Source organism: Helicobacter muridarum, from assembly GCF_000765805.2.
Lineage (GTDB): Bacteria > Campylobacterota > Campylobacteria > Campylobacterales > Helicobacteraceae > Helicobacter_A > Helicobacter_A muridarum.
In genome coordinates this window covers 1-15406 of record NZ_JRPD02000002.1, presented here as the reverse complement: position 1 = coordinate 15406, position 15406 = coordinate 1, and the positions used below count along the sequence as shown (strand labels likewise).

General features: G+C 32.6%; 14 protein-coding genes. 9 read left to right on the top strand and 5 right to left on the bottom strand.

The window, feature by feature from the left end; all coding sequences use genetic code 11:
• The first annotated feature begins 72 nt into the window (after positions 1-72).
• From LS73_RS01045 to LS73_RS01030, 4 genes are read left to right on the top strand one after another with little or no spacing between them, the layout of a single operon-like run.
• Positions 73-897, top strand: coding sequence for a hypothetical protein (locus tag LS73_RS01045; protein ID WP_052089898.1), 825 nt, complete (start codon positions 73-75; stop codon positions 895-897).
• Positions 887-1681, top strand: coding sequence for a hypothetical protein (locus LS73_RS01040; RefSeq protein ID WP_034559154.1), 795 nt, complete (start codon positions 887-889; stop codon positions 1679-1681). Before LS73_RS01045 ends, LS73_RS01040 begins: the two co-directional genes overlap by 11 nt.
• Positions 1671-2375 carry a hypothetical protein gene (locus LS73_RS01035; RefSeq protein ID WP_034559156.1) on the top strand — a complete coding sequence of 235 codons (705 nt, stop codon included), beginning with the start codon at positions 1671-1673 and terminating at the stop codon, positions 2373-2375. Before LS73_RS01040 ends, LS73_RS01035 begins: the two co-directional genes overlap by 11 nt.
• Before the next feature lie 8 nt (positions 2376-2383).
• Positions 2384-3397 (top strand): outer membrane beta-barrel protein, encoded by a 1014-nt coding sequence (locus LS73_RS01030; protein ID WP_052089901.1) that lies wholly within the window; start codon positions 2384-2386, stop codon positions 3395-3397.
• A 371-nt stretch (positions 3398-3768) separates the two neighbouring features.
• Here LS73_RS01030 and LS73_RS01025 read toward each other — a convergent pair whose 3' ends face one another.
• The 4 genes from LS73_RS01025 to tolB all read right to left on the bottom strand — a co-directional run bounded on the left by LS73_RS01025 (position 3769) and on the right by tolB (position 7537).
• The gene (locus LS73_RS01025; protein ID WP_034559158.1) at positions 3769-4320 is read right to left on the bottom strand and encodes an FKBP-type peptidyl-prolyl cis-trans isomerase; all 552 of its coding nucleotides are present in this window, start codon (positions 4318-4320) and stop codon (positions 3769-3771) included.
• A gap of 9 nt (positions 4321-4329) precedes the next feature.
• Complete coding sequence (locus LS73_RS01020; RefSeq protein ID WP_052089902.1) at positions 4330-5295, bottom strand: tetratricopeptide repeat protein; 966 nt, start codon at positions 5293-5295, stop codon at positions 4330-4332.
• Between the two features lie 240 nt (positions 5296-5535).
• Entirely contained in the window at positions 5536-6198 is a 663-nt protein-coding gene (locus LS73_RS01015) for an OmpA family protein (RefSeq protein WP_034559160.1), read from the bottom strand.
• A gap of 49 nt (positions 6199-6247) precedes the next feature.
• Positions 6248-7537, bottom strand: a complete 1290-nt coding sequence (tolB, locus tag LS73_RS01010) for a Tol-Pal system protein TolB (RefSeq protein ID WP_052089904.1) — start codon at positions 7535-7537, stop codon at positions 6248-6250.
• Positions 7538-7725: 188 nt separating this feature from the next.
• Here tolB and LS73_RS01005 point away from each other — a divergent pair, with 188 nt between their 5' ends.
• Positions 7726-9270, top strand: coding sequence for a flagellin A (locus LS73_RS01005; protein WP_034559162.1), 1545 nt, complete (start codon positions 7726-7728; stop codon positions 9268-9270).
• A 355-nt stretch (positions 9271-9625) separates the two neighbouring features.
• Entirely contained in the window at positions 9626-10252 is a 627-nt protein-coding gene (locus LS73_RS01000; protein WP_034559164.1) for a hypothetical protein, read from the top strand.
• 394 nt (positions 10253-10646) lie between these two features.
• Here the strand turns inward: LS73_RS01000 and LS73_RS00995 are convergent, their stop codons facing one another.
• Entirely contained in the window at positions 10647-11696 is a 1050-nt protein-coding gene (locus LS73_RS00995; RefSeq protein WP_034559166.1) for a dehypoxanthine futalosine cyclase, read from the bottom strand.
• 689 nt (positions 11697-12385) lie between these two features.
• Between LS73_RS00995 and LS73_RS00990 the strand changes: the two genes are divergently transcribed.
• The 3 genes from LS73_RS00990 (at position 12386) to LS73_RS00980 (ending at position 14751) form a co-directional block, all read left to right on the top strand.
• The gene (locus LS73_RS00990) at positions 12386-13096 is read left to right on the top strand and encodes a hypothetical protein (RefSeq protein ID WP_052090016.1); all 711 of its coding nucleotides are present in this window, start codon (positions 12386-12388) and stop codon (positions 13094-13096) included.
• A 45-nt stretch (positions 13097-13141) separates the two neighbouring features.
• Positions 13142-14038, top strand: coding sequence for a hypothetical protein (locus tag LS73_RS00985; RefSeq protein WP_034559780.1), 897 nt, complete (start codon positions 13142-13144; stop codon positions 14036-14038).
• Positions 14039-14106: 68 nt separating this feature from the next.
• On the top strand, positions 14107-14751 hold the full coding sequence (locus tag LS73_RS00980) for a C39 family peptidase (RefSeq protein ID WP_233708915.1): 645 nt from the start codon (positions 14107-14109) through the stop codon (positions 14749-14751).
• Positions 14752-15406 lie beyond the last annotated feature (655 nt).

Genomic DNA, 15406 nt, shown 5'->3' with positions numbered 1-15406 from the left:
GAAATAATATCACAATTAAGACTTTTTTCAGTTAGAATCATTTTTGCAGTATCTAGCTTGTGGGGATAAAGAGTGGGGATATTTCATTATTTTTTTTTGTTGTCTTGCTGGAATTTTTATAGAATATTTATTGTAAGTATTGAATATAAAAAGCTTTCTTGCGGCATTATATTTTTGTTGTTTGTTGTTATTTGTATCGCTAAAGATTCCATATCAGATTCGAACAATATATCTAAAGAGGCTGTAAGTAAAGATTCTGTATTGATAGATGATAAGATAGATTATCTTAGCTTGGATAAAAAATATTATCCTCATATAATAGCTAGCAAGAAGTATTATGACTTGGATATTGCAAAGGTTATAAAATCAGTAGATAATGCAGAAAATAAAACGGGTTTTTTTATAGGACTTGGCTATGGTGGTAATGTCAATATAGGCTTATCATTTTTTAGCTCATCTAGTATTCAGAGTTCTTTAATAATGTCTAGTTACAACTATTCGTTAATTTATGGTCGCATAGGATATCAAAACTATTTATCAACAATGTTGCCAGTAAATTTTATGGGTTTTTCTGTTTATACTGACTTGTTAAGCAGTTTTTTGCAAAGTGGCGTTGTTTTTACAGGCGCAAATGTAGATTTATTATTTGATTTTGCATTAACCAACCCTAATATTTGGCTTGGTTTTGGTTTTGGCATTGGGGTTGGGAGTTCTAGGATTACAGGCTTATCGGATAAAGATAGCGTATTTGAGTTAGCATATAAACTAAATATAGAGTTTTTACACTTATTCATATCTAAAAATCATAACTTTAGCCTTAAAATGCAAATTATACAGGGTCTAGAGACTGGATATATAGGTGCTACATGGATATTAGGATATGACTATGTTTTTTAGGATAATAATATCTGTTGCTATGTTGTCTTTTTATCTTTGTCCTGCAGAGGAGATAGATAGCAAAGAAGAAAACAGCATGAAGGCACATGCGAAATATATTTATGAAAGGGAGCAGAAAAATACTCAAGCACCACAAAAACTAAGCAGAGAAGAGCTACAAAGAGGTTTTAATAATGCTAAGACACAAGAAGAAATAGACAATTCTAACAATATCGTGATTAGGAAAGCATATAAGTCTCATCTATACTTAGCAATCCAAGCAGGAGTTACATTTAGTGCTGTTGATAGCAATATTAATTCGCTTCCGACCCTAAGCGTTAATGTTGGTTATCAAAATTTTCTTGGAATTTTATCCCATCAATTAGGTTTTAGAATCTTTGTTGATTCTTTGATTGCAACAAATGCGCTTAAATCATTAAAGACAAGTGCTTTTGATGATTTTGTAGATACAACATTTTCCTTTGTGGGAGTGGGGACTGCGCTATTGTATGAAGTGCCAATTAATGGTAGGTGGAATTATGGAATTTCAGCTGGATATGGCATTGGCTATATGACTTATGAAGATTTATTTTGGGATAGTCTAAATGGATTTTCCACGAATATATCATTAACTAATTATTTCTCATATAAAGAAAGATATAAAATAGAGTTAGGATTTAAGACATTCTTCTATCACTATGGAATATATGTGCAACGCAAGCTAGGCAATATTACTACATTAATTGAATCTTCTAATTTTGCTAGACCTGTTAGCATTGTAATGGGGTTTCATTATGTTTTTTAGAATCTTTGCATTATTTATTATTATAATATCTATAGCTTATAGTGCAAGTAAATCAAAGCAGAAGTATGAGTTTAAAAAGGAAATACATATATTAGATGGTAGTGTAGAATTTGACTATAAAGAAGAATATGAAGATATAGATTCTAGAATTCATGAATTATCTAAGGAAATATATTTTCTAAGAGGACAGATAAGAGAAGCGCAAAAGCGCAAAAGCACATGGTTAATTAATCCTAAACGAAGTGGGGCAATCCTAGGCTTAGGATATATGCTCGACTTTGTCAATAGTTCTAGTGGACGTGAAGTTAAAATAGATAATATAAATATGGCATTTTTTCTTAGACTTGGTTATCTTAAGTATTTTAATAACAATTTTGGAATTAGAGCTGAACTATTTGGTATAGAGCCTATACCTATATTAGATAAGCAAACCCAAATATTCTTTGGTTCACGTTTTTCATTCATGCATGATATTGAAGTTTTTGGCTCTGATTCCTTTGGTTTATTCTTGGGGTTTGGTTTTGGACTTAGTGTTTTTAATTCTGATATAAAAGTCGGCGGAGTGCCACATATAGGGGTAGCATATACTATTCACAATAAGCATAGAATAGAGATTGAACGTATATTTTTGCTAAGCAATAATAAACTTGATTATAAAAACTCCTATATGCTAAGTTATTCCTTTATATTTTAGGCAGGAATATGAAGAAGGTCATCTTATTTTTATTTATTTTTGTTGGATTAGCAAGATCGGATGCTATACATGAGATGAATAGTATGTCAAAAAAAGAACAAATAGACAATGCAGAACAAGAAGATGATACTGATGATTTATATGATTTTGTTGCTCCTAGCAATCTTAATACCTATGAGCAAAAGCTAGAATATTTAGAAGACTTACGATATGAAGTATTTAATTTACGAAGTAAAATTTTAGACAAGAATGTTGATATACAAACTAATCTCCCATATGGTGAATATATTAGTGACAATGATAGTGCCATTAGATTTAATGCTCTTGCTCAAGCTTATGCTGATGGATTTGCAAAAACGGGTTTTTTTGCTGGTGCTGGGATAGGATTTCTAGATGTTTTCGCAAGTGGAACTAGAACCCAAACGATAAGAAATCCAGCAACAAATAACAACGACATTATTCAAACCCCCATTGCTACGCGTTCTTCGCCTTTTGTATATTCCTTTAGAGGTGGGTATCAGCGATTTTTTAATCACCATATAGGTGCACGTATATATGGAGGAATCTTTATACCATTGTTGCTTTTTACTCCTGTTGGTGATGTTGATTTGCGTGATGGTGCAAGCACCCCTAGAAGTGATTTGAAAGCCTTTTATGCTCTAGGACATCTAAGCGTGGATTTGCTTTTTGAAGTCCCTATTGATAGTAAGTTTCGTAATTACATAGGTGGTTTTGCAGGTATTAATGTTGGCATGATGTATTATCGCACATATCTTTCGTCTAATAATAAGTTAATGGCTTCACCATATATATGGGATTATGCTTTAAAGGTTGATTACTCATTTAATCTAGGGGTAAACTTAACAATTGCTAATATTCATAGATTTGAGATAGGCTTGAATGTGCCGTTTGCCTATCTTGATTTACCAGGCTTTGCGGTTGAGGATAAAAATATAGTTCGAGCAGAATTATGGCGTAGTGCGCTTATGTCCCTTAACTATCACTTTATGTTTAAATTCTAGTTTATGCCATATTTAAGTAAAAATAAGGTCTTTGGTAAATATTCTAGATTTTTACTTTATTTAGAATTTTATATTTTACTAAAAAGTTATGTTTTGTAATTCTTTTGTATGGACGAATATGAGACTAAGTATTCCTTAAGTGCATATATACTTTTCTAGGGTGATAAGATTCTTAAGCAATATTAGCATTTCATTTGTAAGTTATCTTAGAAATTACAATAATGCCCTTGATATAACAGAAAAAGTGTCAATATACATTCTTCATCTATAGATGAAGAATGATAATTTAACAAGAGTGTTTTATAAAAAGATTAGTTAAAAGGTGAAAAAGTGGCATTAATTTTGTTTAGGCAGCCTGTTGTATATGTTAGTTAATGACAGCCACAACCTCCACCACCTCCACCGCAGCAGCCCCCACCTCCATGAGAGTGCCTATGTCCGCCACCACTAGAGCAGCCACAACCTCCTCCCATACCAGCCATAATTTCATCAGGTGTAGCATCTCTTATATCTAGCACATCTACTTTAAAGTTTAGTGTTTTTCCTGCTAGTGGATGATTATAGTCAACTATAACTGTATTGTCATTGAAGTCAGCTACGATTACTTGCACAGGCATACCATTTTCAGCTTGCCCAAACAATGTCATGCCTCTTTCTAACTCTATATTGCCAAATTGCTCTCTATCTACTTCTTGTAATAATTCTGGATTTCTTATTCCATAGCCATGTTCCGGGTCTACATCAAAATTTAGAGAATCTCCAACATTAGCACCTATAATTTGTTTTTCTAGCCCCTCTATAACTTGTGAATGTCCGACTATAAATTCTAAAGGCTTGCTATCTTTATTGCTATCTACTGTTTCATTTGTTAGGGCGTCAATTACTTCATAGTTAATTGCTACTACCTTATTATGTTCTATCATAATTATCTCCTATTTGCTAAGTATATCTTTGGCTTTACGTCCTTGCTCACTATTTGGGAACAAGGTAACCAAAGTTTGTAAAAATTTCCTATAATTTTCATTATCGCCTAAATATTTAAACGACCAGGCTGTATGCCATAATAAGACTGACATATATTTTGCTTTACTGTCTAATCCTACACTAATTTTATAATATGGTAGGGCTTCATTGTATTGCTTATATGCGTAATATATTTCACCTAAATAGTAGTTTGATTCTGCTACAGCATATTTTTTACTAATCAGATATTCAAAATACGCTTTAGAATCGTCATAGTTTTTATCTCTAAGTAGTTTTTTTGCTGTTTTAAGGTTCTCTTCATTGTCGTCTGAGAAATTATATTTTTTGTTTACATTAGAATCTTCTATAACAGTTTCTTGCTCTGGAGCTTCTTGTGGTTGGATTTGTATTGATTGAATGCTGCTTTGGAGAGCTATGGCTTGCTGGCTTAATACTTCTATTTGTTTTAAAATCTCTGAATTGGCTTGTAAGAATGCTTCAGACAATTTGTCTATTTTTTGATTGATTTGAACTATATTTTGAGCATTTGCTTCTATTTGTGCTTCTAGTTTTTGTTTAGCATCTAAATCGAATTTCTGGGAAGAGCGTATATGTTCTATAGCATCTTGTAGATTAGATATCTTATCCATTTGGGATTTGATTAGTAATGTGTCTTGTCTTGAAGTAAGACCAATCCCATCATAAACAGTCTTTAGCCCCTCTACTGCTTGCTCAAGATCTGCTATCTTAGAGTGGAAATCAGAAATCATTGAGCGAGTAAAATCTGCGAGTTCTTTTAAGTCTCTCATATCCTTTTTTGTAGCACTACCTTGCATTTCAAAGGCAGATGGCTCTGCATAAAGCTTATGCAAAACAAGTATTGAGAATATAGGAAAAATCCAGAATCTAATAATACTAATAAGTATAAACCTCATGGAATCTTAATATCCCCCAATTCAAGTATGTTAGTTTTTAGATTGGTTCTTTTTATAACTTAACATAAATTTATGCTTATACAAGTCTGCTTTAATGTTTAAATTTAATATAAATATCTAATCTTGCTGATAATTAATCTATAGCCGACTTTATAGCCATTTTACATACCGAAAGATATCCTAACTATATCAACAACCTATACGCACAATATTTATTTAATCTATGTTTTGCTTTGTTTCTTATTTTTCAATAACTTCTGTGCGCCTATTCTTTGCATGACACTGCTCTGTCTTTTCTCTACATACAGGTTTGCTAGAGCCAAATGAGACGGTTGAAAATATATCCTTTGGAATCCCTTGTAACACTAGAGCATCTCTTACTGATAATGCCCTTTTTTGTCCTAATGCAAAGTTATATTCATCTGTGCCAAGTTCATCCGTGTTTCCTTGCAAAACTATAGATTTAATATTTTTTTCTCTTATATATTCAGCATCAGCTTTTATATATGGCTTCATATTGTTTCTGATATTATATCTATCAAAGTCAAAGTAAATGGTGTATAGAGAATCAGCGGGCACAACTTGTGCATAATCATCATCTCCATAAATATTTGATTCTTTATTATCTGTATAGGCATCTTTTTCTCCGTTATCAACATTTCTTGTTACATCTTTTGGATCTATAACTTCTACCCCAGATAAACCTTGAGAATCTGGACCTGGAACGGGCATAAAACCGCCATCATTTTGTGCCATTTTTTCAGATTCGTCAGCAACTTCTCCATCTGAATCTTGTTGTGTTATTTGCCTACCGCCGCCTCCAGACGAATCAACGCTTTTTGACCCGCAACCAACAGTAAGAAATAGCGACAATAAAATACCTGATAACATTAGATATTTCATAGAATCTCCTCTATTTTAATGTATTGATTCTATCAAAAAATTATGTGTTTTACCAATCAAATGCTTGAATTTTTAGGCTTTTTAGTGGAAATAAGAAACTTTTGTTAATAGATAGTCTGATAATGCCTATTGCACTTTCTCCGCCCGATTGCTTTAAAAACATGATTGAATCTCCATCATAAGAGAATCTAGGCATTCGATTTACTCCTGTTTTACTTAGCTTTCGCATATAATCGCTTTGTGATGATATGAGGTATAGGTTGAAACCTATTGATCCTGTGTCTGGGTTGGTTTCTCTGCTAGAGAAAACTATATAATCTTGGAATGTTGCTAACATGCTATTATTTCTGCCTCTAAATACGGCTTGAGATACCCTAGAATATCCGTTATCATATAGATCTTGCACAAATATATTTGGATAGCCAAGCCTATCTGAAACAAAAGCAAATGATTTATCGTTATTGATAAAACCAGCATTTACGTCTATTCCAGAATAAGTGGTAAGTTGGACTACTTTCCTAGCTTTCACATCATACAAAAATATATCACTTAGCCCAACGGGAGAAAGACTCATAAGAACCTTAGAGCCATCTCTTGATACGTCAGACACTATTGCCATGCCTTGAGAAGATAGGACTCTTTGATTCTTGCTATTGCTTAGATTGTACCTGTATATTGTTGCTTCGTTGTTTATGGACGTGTAATAAAACTCACTTTGTTCTTTGTTTGCCCATTTTGGAAAGACATTTATTCCATTAGAGATTAATGTCTTTTGGTAAGTAAATGTATAATCGGCTATTGCAATTTCGGTTTTTGTAGAATCTATTTGCTTTGAAAATATTACATATCTATTTATCCAATCTGCATTATCTGCTTTAATGTATTTGCTTAGATATACAGCCATAGTATGGGATATGAATGGATAAGCCTCTTTGTCTTCTTGGATATATTCTGTAGTCTCTTCTCTATCTGTAACTAAATCTCTTAAAGTTAAAATTCCAATAAATTTGTTTCCATCTTTCTTATGAGATACTTGTGCTATAAAGTGTATGTTTTTAGCCTTATAATCTTGTATTGATATATCATATTTCAAAACATTAGTTTTTACAGTGTCATCGTAATACGTATTGAAATGCCCCAATACCCTAAGGTCTTGGATTAACATTTTATATATTTTTATGGTGTTTTCATTATTATCGCTGCTTACCACTTGTATATTCGGAGTGTTTTGTATTTGAGCGGTAATTGTAATGGTTTTATCATTTGCGTAAGAAAAGCTAATAAGCTGCAATAAGCCATAAAGGAAAAGCACTCTTAATACACAGCAAATTGATTCCATTATAATCCTTTGGTTAGTCTTAAAAATACCTTAGAATAATAGCGATATATTAGTAATTTTACAAGCAAGTACCTTAATGTAACAAAATTTAGTCATTTGTAATCTTTGTATTTTCAAAGAATCTTATATTTAGGAACAAACTTTGCTTCGAGCCTCATGTATTCAAATTTTTCGCAAAGGATGCAAACATGAGTTTTAGGATAAATACAAATATTGCAGCACTCAATGCACATACTATTGGTGTGCAGAACAATAGAGCAATAGCTAATTCTTTAGAGAAATTAAGCTCTGGGTTACGTATTAATAAAGCGGCAGATGATGCCTCTGGTATGTCAATCGCAGATAGTTTACGAAGTCAGGCAAGCTCTCTTGGGCAAGCAATAGGAAATGCTAATGATGCTATTGGTATGATTCAGATAGCAGATAAAGCAATGGATGAGCAACTAAAGATTCTTGACACCGTAAAGGTGAAAGCAATTCAAGCAGCGCAAGATGGACAAACGACAGAATCAAGGAGAGCATTGCAAAATGACATTGTAAGACTTTTGGAGGAACTAGATAATATAGCCAATACTACAAGTTACAATGGACAGCAAATGCTTTCTGGTGCATTTTCAAATAAAGAATTCCAAATTGGTGCTTATTCAAATACAACGGTAAAGGCTTCTATTAGTCCAACAAGCTCCGACAAGATAGGGCATGTTAGGTTAGAGAGCTCCTCTGTGTCTGGAAAGGGTATGTTGGCTAGTGCTGGTGCAAAAAACCTAAAAGAAATAGCCTTAAAGTTTAAACAAGTAGACGGCAAGAAAGACTATAAACTAGAAACAGCTGTAGTTTCTACTAGTGCTGGGACAGGCATAGGTGTTTTGGCTGATACAATTAATAAATTCTCTGATAAGCTTGGAGTGCGTGCTTATGCTACTGTATTGGGGACAGGCGAAATACCAATTCAGTCTGGAACAGTAAATGGGCTAGTTGTAAATGGAACTACCATTGGAACGATAAATGATGTGCGTAAAAATGATGCTGACGGTAGGCTAATTAATGCTTTTAACTCTATAAAAGAAAGGACAGGTGTAGAGGCGTATGTAGATATTGAGGGTAGATTAAATTTAAAAAGTGTAGATGGTCGTGCAATTTCTATTCAGACAGATGGTAAAACAGGTAATGTATTTGGTGGCGGTAGCTTCAAAGGTATAGATGGTAAGGATCATGCTATTGTGGGTCGTTTAAGTCTTGTTAGAACTGATGCTAGAGATATTATCATAAGTGGAATTAACTTTAGCAATGTTGGATTCCATTCTGCACAAGGTATTGCAGAATACACAGTGAATTTGCGTTCTGTGCGTGGAAATATGGACGCAAATATTGCAAGTGCGAGTGGGGCAAATGCAAATGTGGCTCAAGCCGAGCAAAATCTAGCTGGCATTGGCGCAGGTGTTACATCATTGAGGGGAGCTATGGTTGTTATGGATATGGCAGAATCAGCTATTAAACAACTTGATAAAATCCGAGCTGATATGGGTTCTGTGCAAATGCAACTTGTAGCTACAATTAATAACATCTCTATTACACAAGTCAATGTGAAAGCAGCTGAAAGTCAAATTAGAGATGTAGACTTCGCACAAGAATCTGCAACATTCTCTAAACACAATATTTTAGCTCAATCTGGAAGCTTTGCGATGGCTCAAGCAAATGCTGTGCAACAAAATGTCTTGAGATTATTGCAGTAATATAAATATATCTTTAAAGCCTCCTACCATACTTAAGCTAGCTTAAGTATGGCTAGATTGTGCAATACTTAGCATGCTATATACATTTGGTATCAAATATTTCTGAATGATTGTTTCAATTGCATTAATGCCAATTTGAATAGGCTTTTTGCAATAAGAATCCGCCTTAAAACCTTAAATTTCGAAATGATATTTAGCCATATTGCTTTATAAATTTGTAACTTTATATAGTTTTATTCTTTTGATATAGTTTTATTTATTAAATTTTGGACTTTGTTTCCGATTTAGTTATTAAAATATATTTAGTGTTTTATTAAACACTAAATATTAATTTTACCTTAATGAAGGATATATAATGAAAAAATATATTGTATCTGCTGCCCTAGTATCAGCCTTAGGGCTTAATCTTGCTTATGCTGGACAAAAGGGTGGGCTTTTTGTCGGAGTTACGGGTGGTTTTAATTTTAATACAGTTAAACAAGAGGCAAGTATAACCAATGGCAGTTCCTCTAGCAAAGCTAGCTCTACAGAATCTAAGGGTCAATATATGTATGGTGCTAGGCTTGGGTATATAGCTGCACTAAGTCCAAAGAATGCCTTTAGATTATATGCTGATTTCAATCGAGGTACTTTTACAGTTAATAACGGTGGTTTTTCACATATGACAGCAGGTGGTGGACTTGACTTTTTGCATAATTTTGGCAATGTGTTTGGGCTTTTTATTGGAGGCGGATATAATTATGCCTTTGGAGACTTTGTTAAGTCTGCCAAAGATCCAAAGCGTGGATCGCCATATCTTAATCTTGGATTTTCATGGACAATTAACGAAAGATTTCGTATAGAGCTAGCAGGGAAGTATCTATTCTCCTCTAAATACCATGATTTGAAAGGCAGCTTTTCATTTGGTAATATTACATATAATGGATCTTTAAGTACTAGCACTTCAGCTCAAGTTGGTATTAATCTAGATTTTGTATTCTAGTAATATACTTAAATTAGAATAAATATCTACTACATATTTTTGATAAGCATATATCGTAAATATGCTATAGCTATTGCTCTAATATTAACTTGTTCTAGTATCAGTTTTTAGTCTTAATTTTGCCTATGCTAACAAGTGGGGTTTTGTTATAGGCTATAGACATTGTTAATTTGAAGCTGAAAAAGAGGCAATTAATCCTTTTAATCTAATCTATTTAGTATATATTTGGCTATATCACTCTGATAAGCAGACTATTATCAAACTAATAGGTTATATAATTTAAACTTGATAATCCGCTTTATTGTATTGAGCCTTTGAAAAGACTAAATATCTTATTAGATTGTCTATTTTTATACATGAAATTATTTGAGCATAAACATAGACAAGCGCGCACTCAAGCAAAAGTTTCTAGTATATTGTATGCTGTATTTCGTTTTGCTGGGATTTCATTTATATCTTTGATTAGTGCTATCATCTCATCTTGATTCATAGAATTGCAAGCTCCAGCAGATGAGACTACATTTTCTTCCATCATTGTGCTGCCTAAGTCATTTGCACCAAATAAAAGTGCTAGTTGTCCTATATGACTACCTTGTGTAACCCAGCTACTTTGAATATTCCTAATATTATCAAGATATAGCCTAGAACATGCCAATAATCGTAGATAACGATTAGAGCTTGATTTTTGAATATTTGGATATTGTGCCTTTAGGGGGGTATTATCGGGTTGGAAACTCCATAATATAAAAGCTCTAAATCCCCCTGTTTCATCTTGCAGATCTCTTACTCTTCTCCAATGCTCTACTATGTCGCAGTCATTCTCGAGGCTACCAAACATCATTGTAGCCGTGCTTTTCATATCTATTTCATGTGCTTGCTTATGTATGCTAATCCACTCATCACTAGAAAGCTTTTTTGGTGCGATCAAATCTCTTACAGAATCGCTTAATATCTCTGCTCCAGCACCAGGAATAGAGGACAATCCAGCTTTTTGTAATCGCAATAAAACTTCCTTTATATCTAGTTTTGATATCTTTGCTATGAAATTTATTTCTATAGCAGAAAACCCGTGGATAGTTATTTGTGGATATTTATTGGCTATATGGGCTACCAAATTCTCGTAATAATCAATTTTTAGTTTTGGATGCACTCCCCCTTGAAATAAAATCTGTGTGCCTCCAATGGCTATTAATTCCTCAATCTTTGAATCTATTTCGTTAAAACTTAGAATATATTCCCCATCTTCTCCTAGTTTCCTCTTGAATGCGCAAAATTTACAATCAACCCAGCAAATATTTGTATAGTTGATATTCCTATCAACTATAAATGATGTAATTTTATCTGGATGAAGCTCGGCTTTTTTGGCATTTGCTAATCTACCTAGCTCTTTTAGCGGCATATTTTGCATTATGTCAAGGATTTCTATATCATTATATCTTTTCATAAAGATCCCTTATATTGTGTATTGTGTGATTCTTATGGCATAAATTATAGCTGCTTAATTTTGCTAGGGACTATATTTATGTTTTGCTTTAATCTAAAAATATAAAGTCTATGATATTAAAAATCCTTTAAAAAATTATCATTATTCATTAAAAACTACAAAAATGTAAAGTATTTCTATACATTTTTAGATTTAATATAACTTTTTTATATAAATTTAAAAAATACTTGACTCTGAAAAAATCGTATGTTAGCATAAAGTAAGACTTGATAATTTTAAGTCTTAATCAATTATTTGTTTCATAAATAATTGACATCGTTTTTAGGCACTAAATCTAAATTATTTAATTTGATATTAGCACATAGGAGAATTTGAATGAAAATTATTATTAATTCAATTTTAAGTTTAAGTTTTGCACAAGCTAAAAATATATAAGATGGCTTTGAAGCACAGATTGCTACAAATAAAGTGTCCTCTATTTCACAAAGCGATATGGACTTTCTATTTAACAATCCAAATGAGGTTAATGTAGTCTTGCTTGATAGCCAAGAGATGAGAGAGACAAAAGGATAGTTTTGGCCAGCCTTAGCCTTAGCTTTTGGTGTTCCTGTTGCAGCAGGTTTTGGAAATTGGTTGAGCAATGGAATTTTTAATAAATGGTTTAAATAAACTAGGAGGAGGGATTCATTATGTTTAAAATACCATTAAAAATATCTTTTAGCCTTGCATTGTTAGGAGCTATGATAACAAGTTCCAATGCTATGCAGATAACTGAAAATTATGCTATAGATAGCTATGTTGGTATTGGAGGATTTTATAATACAAGCAATGGTGATAATGCCAAGCTATCATATTCGGGGGGATATTTATCGCTTGGTGGCGTTGATGTGTTTTTCGATAGATTGCAAGGTGGTGTGGATATCAAAGCTGGATATGGGTATAATAAAAATAGCTTTATGAATAAGCCAAATGCTAGCTCAATCTATCTTGATCTTTTATTTAAGTTTGGTTTTAACACCTTATCTACAAATATCCCATTATTTGTAAATATTATAATTGGATATGACAATCAGTTTACTATAAGAAATAAGGGTGTAGGTAGACATTTAGCTACAGTTGGGGCAGAGCTAGATGGGAAGCTGCCACTTGGCTCTATGAAGCTTACATATGGTGGTGGATACTCTTGGGTATTTAGCGGTTCTTATAATATTGATAATACACCATATAAGCTTAGTAATGGACATATCGCTCATGCTAGCTTGGGAATGCTTATAAATCTAAGCGACAAAATTGCATTTTATACTAAAGCCATAGGCAAATATTATATGCTAGGTGCTGCAGATATCTTTCCAAAGTCTAAAGTATGGAGTGGGAATCTTGAATTTGGAATTAGCTTCTAATTTAAGCTATCTTGATAGCATTCTGGCTTAATGATATGGTTTATAATGCGTCTGAATTTTAAGTTAGGTATTATCTTTATATTACTTCTTGCTATGCTTGGCATAGCGCAGTCAAAGTCAGTAGGCGTTGATGAGATTCTAAGCAAGAATGGGCAGTTGCGCCTATTGCCAACTTTAACCTATATCAATATAAAAAGCAGCAATCCGCTTTTAACCTCCATTCCTATTATGCTGCCCAATAATAGCGTTATTAATGCTCCTGTTGTAAGTGGCTATAATAATCTTAATCAAGATTATTTTGATTTCTCTTTGATGGTTCGCTATGGCGTGTATAACAGAGTGGAGTTATTTAGCACGCTTAATGCCTTTTATCAGCGTAGCAGACGCAATATTAGCGATAGTTTTTCTAATGAATCTAGCGGTAATTTTGGAGCTTGGAATCTAGGCTTCCTAGTAGAAGCTAAGAAAGAGGGTAAAGCACCAGCTCTACTTGTTGGTGCTAGCACAGATATTATGAATGTGGCTACATTTAACGACTCTAGTAATTCCTTGCAATATTTCAAGGGATATTCTATATTTCTCACAAGTTTTTATACTGTAGATCCGATAGTTTTTCTCATTCAAGCCAATATTAGAATCAATCTACAAAATTCTTTCAAGACATTGAGTATAAATAATGGCGAGATATTTTCTCTTAATCCTACAATATACTTTGCTGTTAATCCATATATTTCGCTTAACTTTGGTATAAAATATCAATATAACACACAGGACTTTGTAAATGGACGTGTAGTGGCAGCACTTGGTTCGTCCTTTGGATATAATTTTGGCATAGCTTATGAGATAAAGCAGAATCTAATCCTATTTACCAGTGCCGAGAGACTTGATACTAGTAGCTATATAAGCAATTCAGTAAATATTTCTTTCTCATATAGAATCTAATGAATTCTGTCTTTTTTCACTTTATGTTTTTTATCCTTTTTATATTCACATTGGGTTTGCGGATATGTTTGGCAGAAGTTTTTATTAGCACTGATTCTATAAATGTGCAAAAGCCCATAGTATCTTGGATACAAATTAGAGACAAGAATCTTATCAGACAAGAATATGACTATAGTTGTGGGAGTGCGTCTCTTGCCACTATTCTTGCTTATTATTACCATATAGAAACAAGCGAGAAAGAAATACTAGATGCCATATTCTTATCAAAGGGTATTACTAGTGATATGAAAGAAGAGATTGAGAAAAATGAAGAACTGCGAAAAGAAATAGTTTTTTCGTTTTTTGATATAGACGAGTTTGTAAAGACTAAGGGCATGAGGGCTATAGGCTTAGCCCTAGATATGCAATCTCTATTCATGCTTAAAACTCCTGTTATTATTTATGTCAAGATAAGAGACAATGAGCATTTTACTGTGTATAAGGGAAGTGATAAGCATTTTGTCTATCTTGCTGATCCTAGTTTTGGAAATATTAGGGTTAGTCTTGCGAAGTTTAAAGAAATGTTTTACCAACGAAAAGATTTGAATTATCCGGGCAAGGTTTTGGCTATTGTGCCAAATGACATGAGAATAAAAGGAGATGATGGCTTTATGAAAGGCAAAAACGATGTGGAGTTTATTTATAAAATCATCAAAGATACCATAGGGAAATAGCTCTTTTATGCTTGATTAATAATTAACTAATTGCTATTTTACTACTGACGCAATTGCGCTTATATAAAACCTAACAATGGTAAAGCAAATATAGATTCTTTACTATCTCAATAACAATACATATTGATAACTTATTATATTTGGCATTTTCAAGGGTTAAATATCTCTTTTATCATTCATTTGCATTATTCCCAATAATTAAGAATCCATTTAAAAAAATTATCATCTATTCATTAAAAACTACAAAAATGTAAAGTATTTCTATACATTTTTAGATTTAATATAACTTTTTTATATAAATTTAAAAAATACTTGACTCTGAAAAAATCGTATGTTAGCATAAAGTAAGACTTGATAATTTTAAGTCTTAATCAATTATTTGTTTCATAAATAATTGACATCGTTTTTAGGCACTAAATCTAAATTATTTAATTTGATATTAGCACATAGGAGAATTTGAATGAAAATTATTATTAATTCAATTTTAAGTTTAAGTTTTGCACAAGCTAAAAATATATAAGATGGCTTTGAAGCACAGATTGCTACAAATAAAGTGTCCTCTATTTCACAAAGCGATATGGACTTTCTATTTAACAATCCAAATGAGGTTAATGTAGTCTTGCTTGATAGCCAAGAGATGAGAGAGACAAAAGGA

Excerpts from the sequence above, each read along its gene's own strand:
- LS73_RS01030 (WP_052089901.1), top strand. The coding sequence starts at position 2,384 with ATGAAGAAGGTCATCTTATTTTTATTTATTTTTGTTGGATTAGCAAGA.
- LS73_RS01015 (WP_034559160.1), bottom strand. The coding sequence starts at position 6,198 with ATGAAATATCTAATGTTATCAGGTATTTTATTGTCGCTATTTCTTACT.
- LS73_RS01035 (WP_034559156.1), top strand. The coding sequence starts at position 1,671 with ATGTTTTTTAGAATCTTTGCATTATTTATTATTATAATATCTATAGCT.
- LS73_RS01040 (WP_034559154.1), top strand. The coding sequence starts at position 887 with ATGTTTTTTAGGATAATAATATCTGTTGCTATGTTGTCTTTTTATCTT.
- LS73_RS00985 (WP_034559780.1), top strand. The coding sequence starts at position 13,142 with ATGCGTCTGAATTTTAAGTTAGGTATTATCTTTATATTACTTCTTGCT.
- LS73_RS01000 (WP_034559164.1), top strand. The coding sequence starts at position 9,626 with ATGAAAAAATATATTGTATCTGCTGCCCTAGTATCAGCCTTAGGGCTT.
- LS73_RS00990 (WP_052090016.1), top strand. The coding sequence starts at position 12,386 with ATGTTTAAAATACCATTAAAAATATCTTTTAGCCTTGCATTGTTAGGA.
- LS73_RS01025 (WP_034559158.1), bottom strand. The coding sequence starts at position 4,320 with ATGATAGAACATAATAAGGTAGTAGCAATTAACTATGAAGTAATTGAC.
- tolB (WP_052089904.1), bottom strand. The coding sequence starts at position 7,537 with ATGGAATCAATTTGCTGTGTATTAAGAGTGCTTTTCCTTTATGGCTTA.
- LS73_RS00995 (WP_034559166.1), bottom strand. The coding sequence starts at position 11,696 with ATGAAAAGATATAATGATATAGAAATCCTTGACATAATGCAAAATATG.
- LS73_RS01005 (WP_034559162.1), top strand. The coding sequence starts at position 7,726 with ATGAGTTTTAGGATAAATACAAATATTGCAGCACTCAATGCACATACT.
- LS73_RS01020 (WP_052089902.1), bottom strand. The coding sequence starts at position 5,295 with ATGAGGTTTATACTTATTAGTATTATTAGATTCTGGATTTTTCCTATA.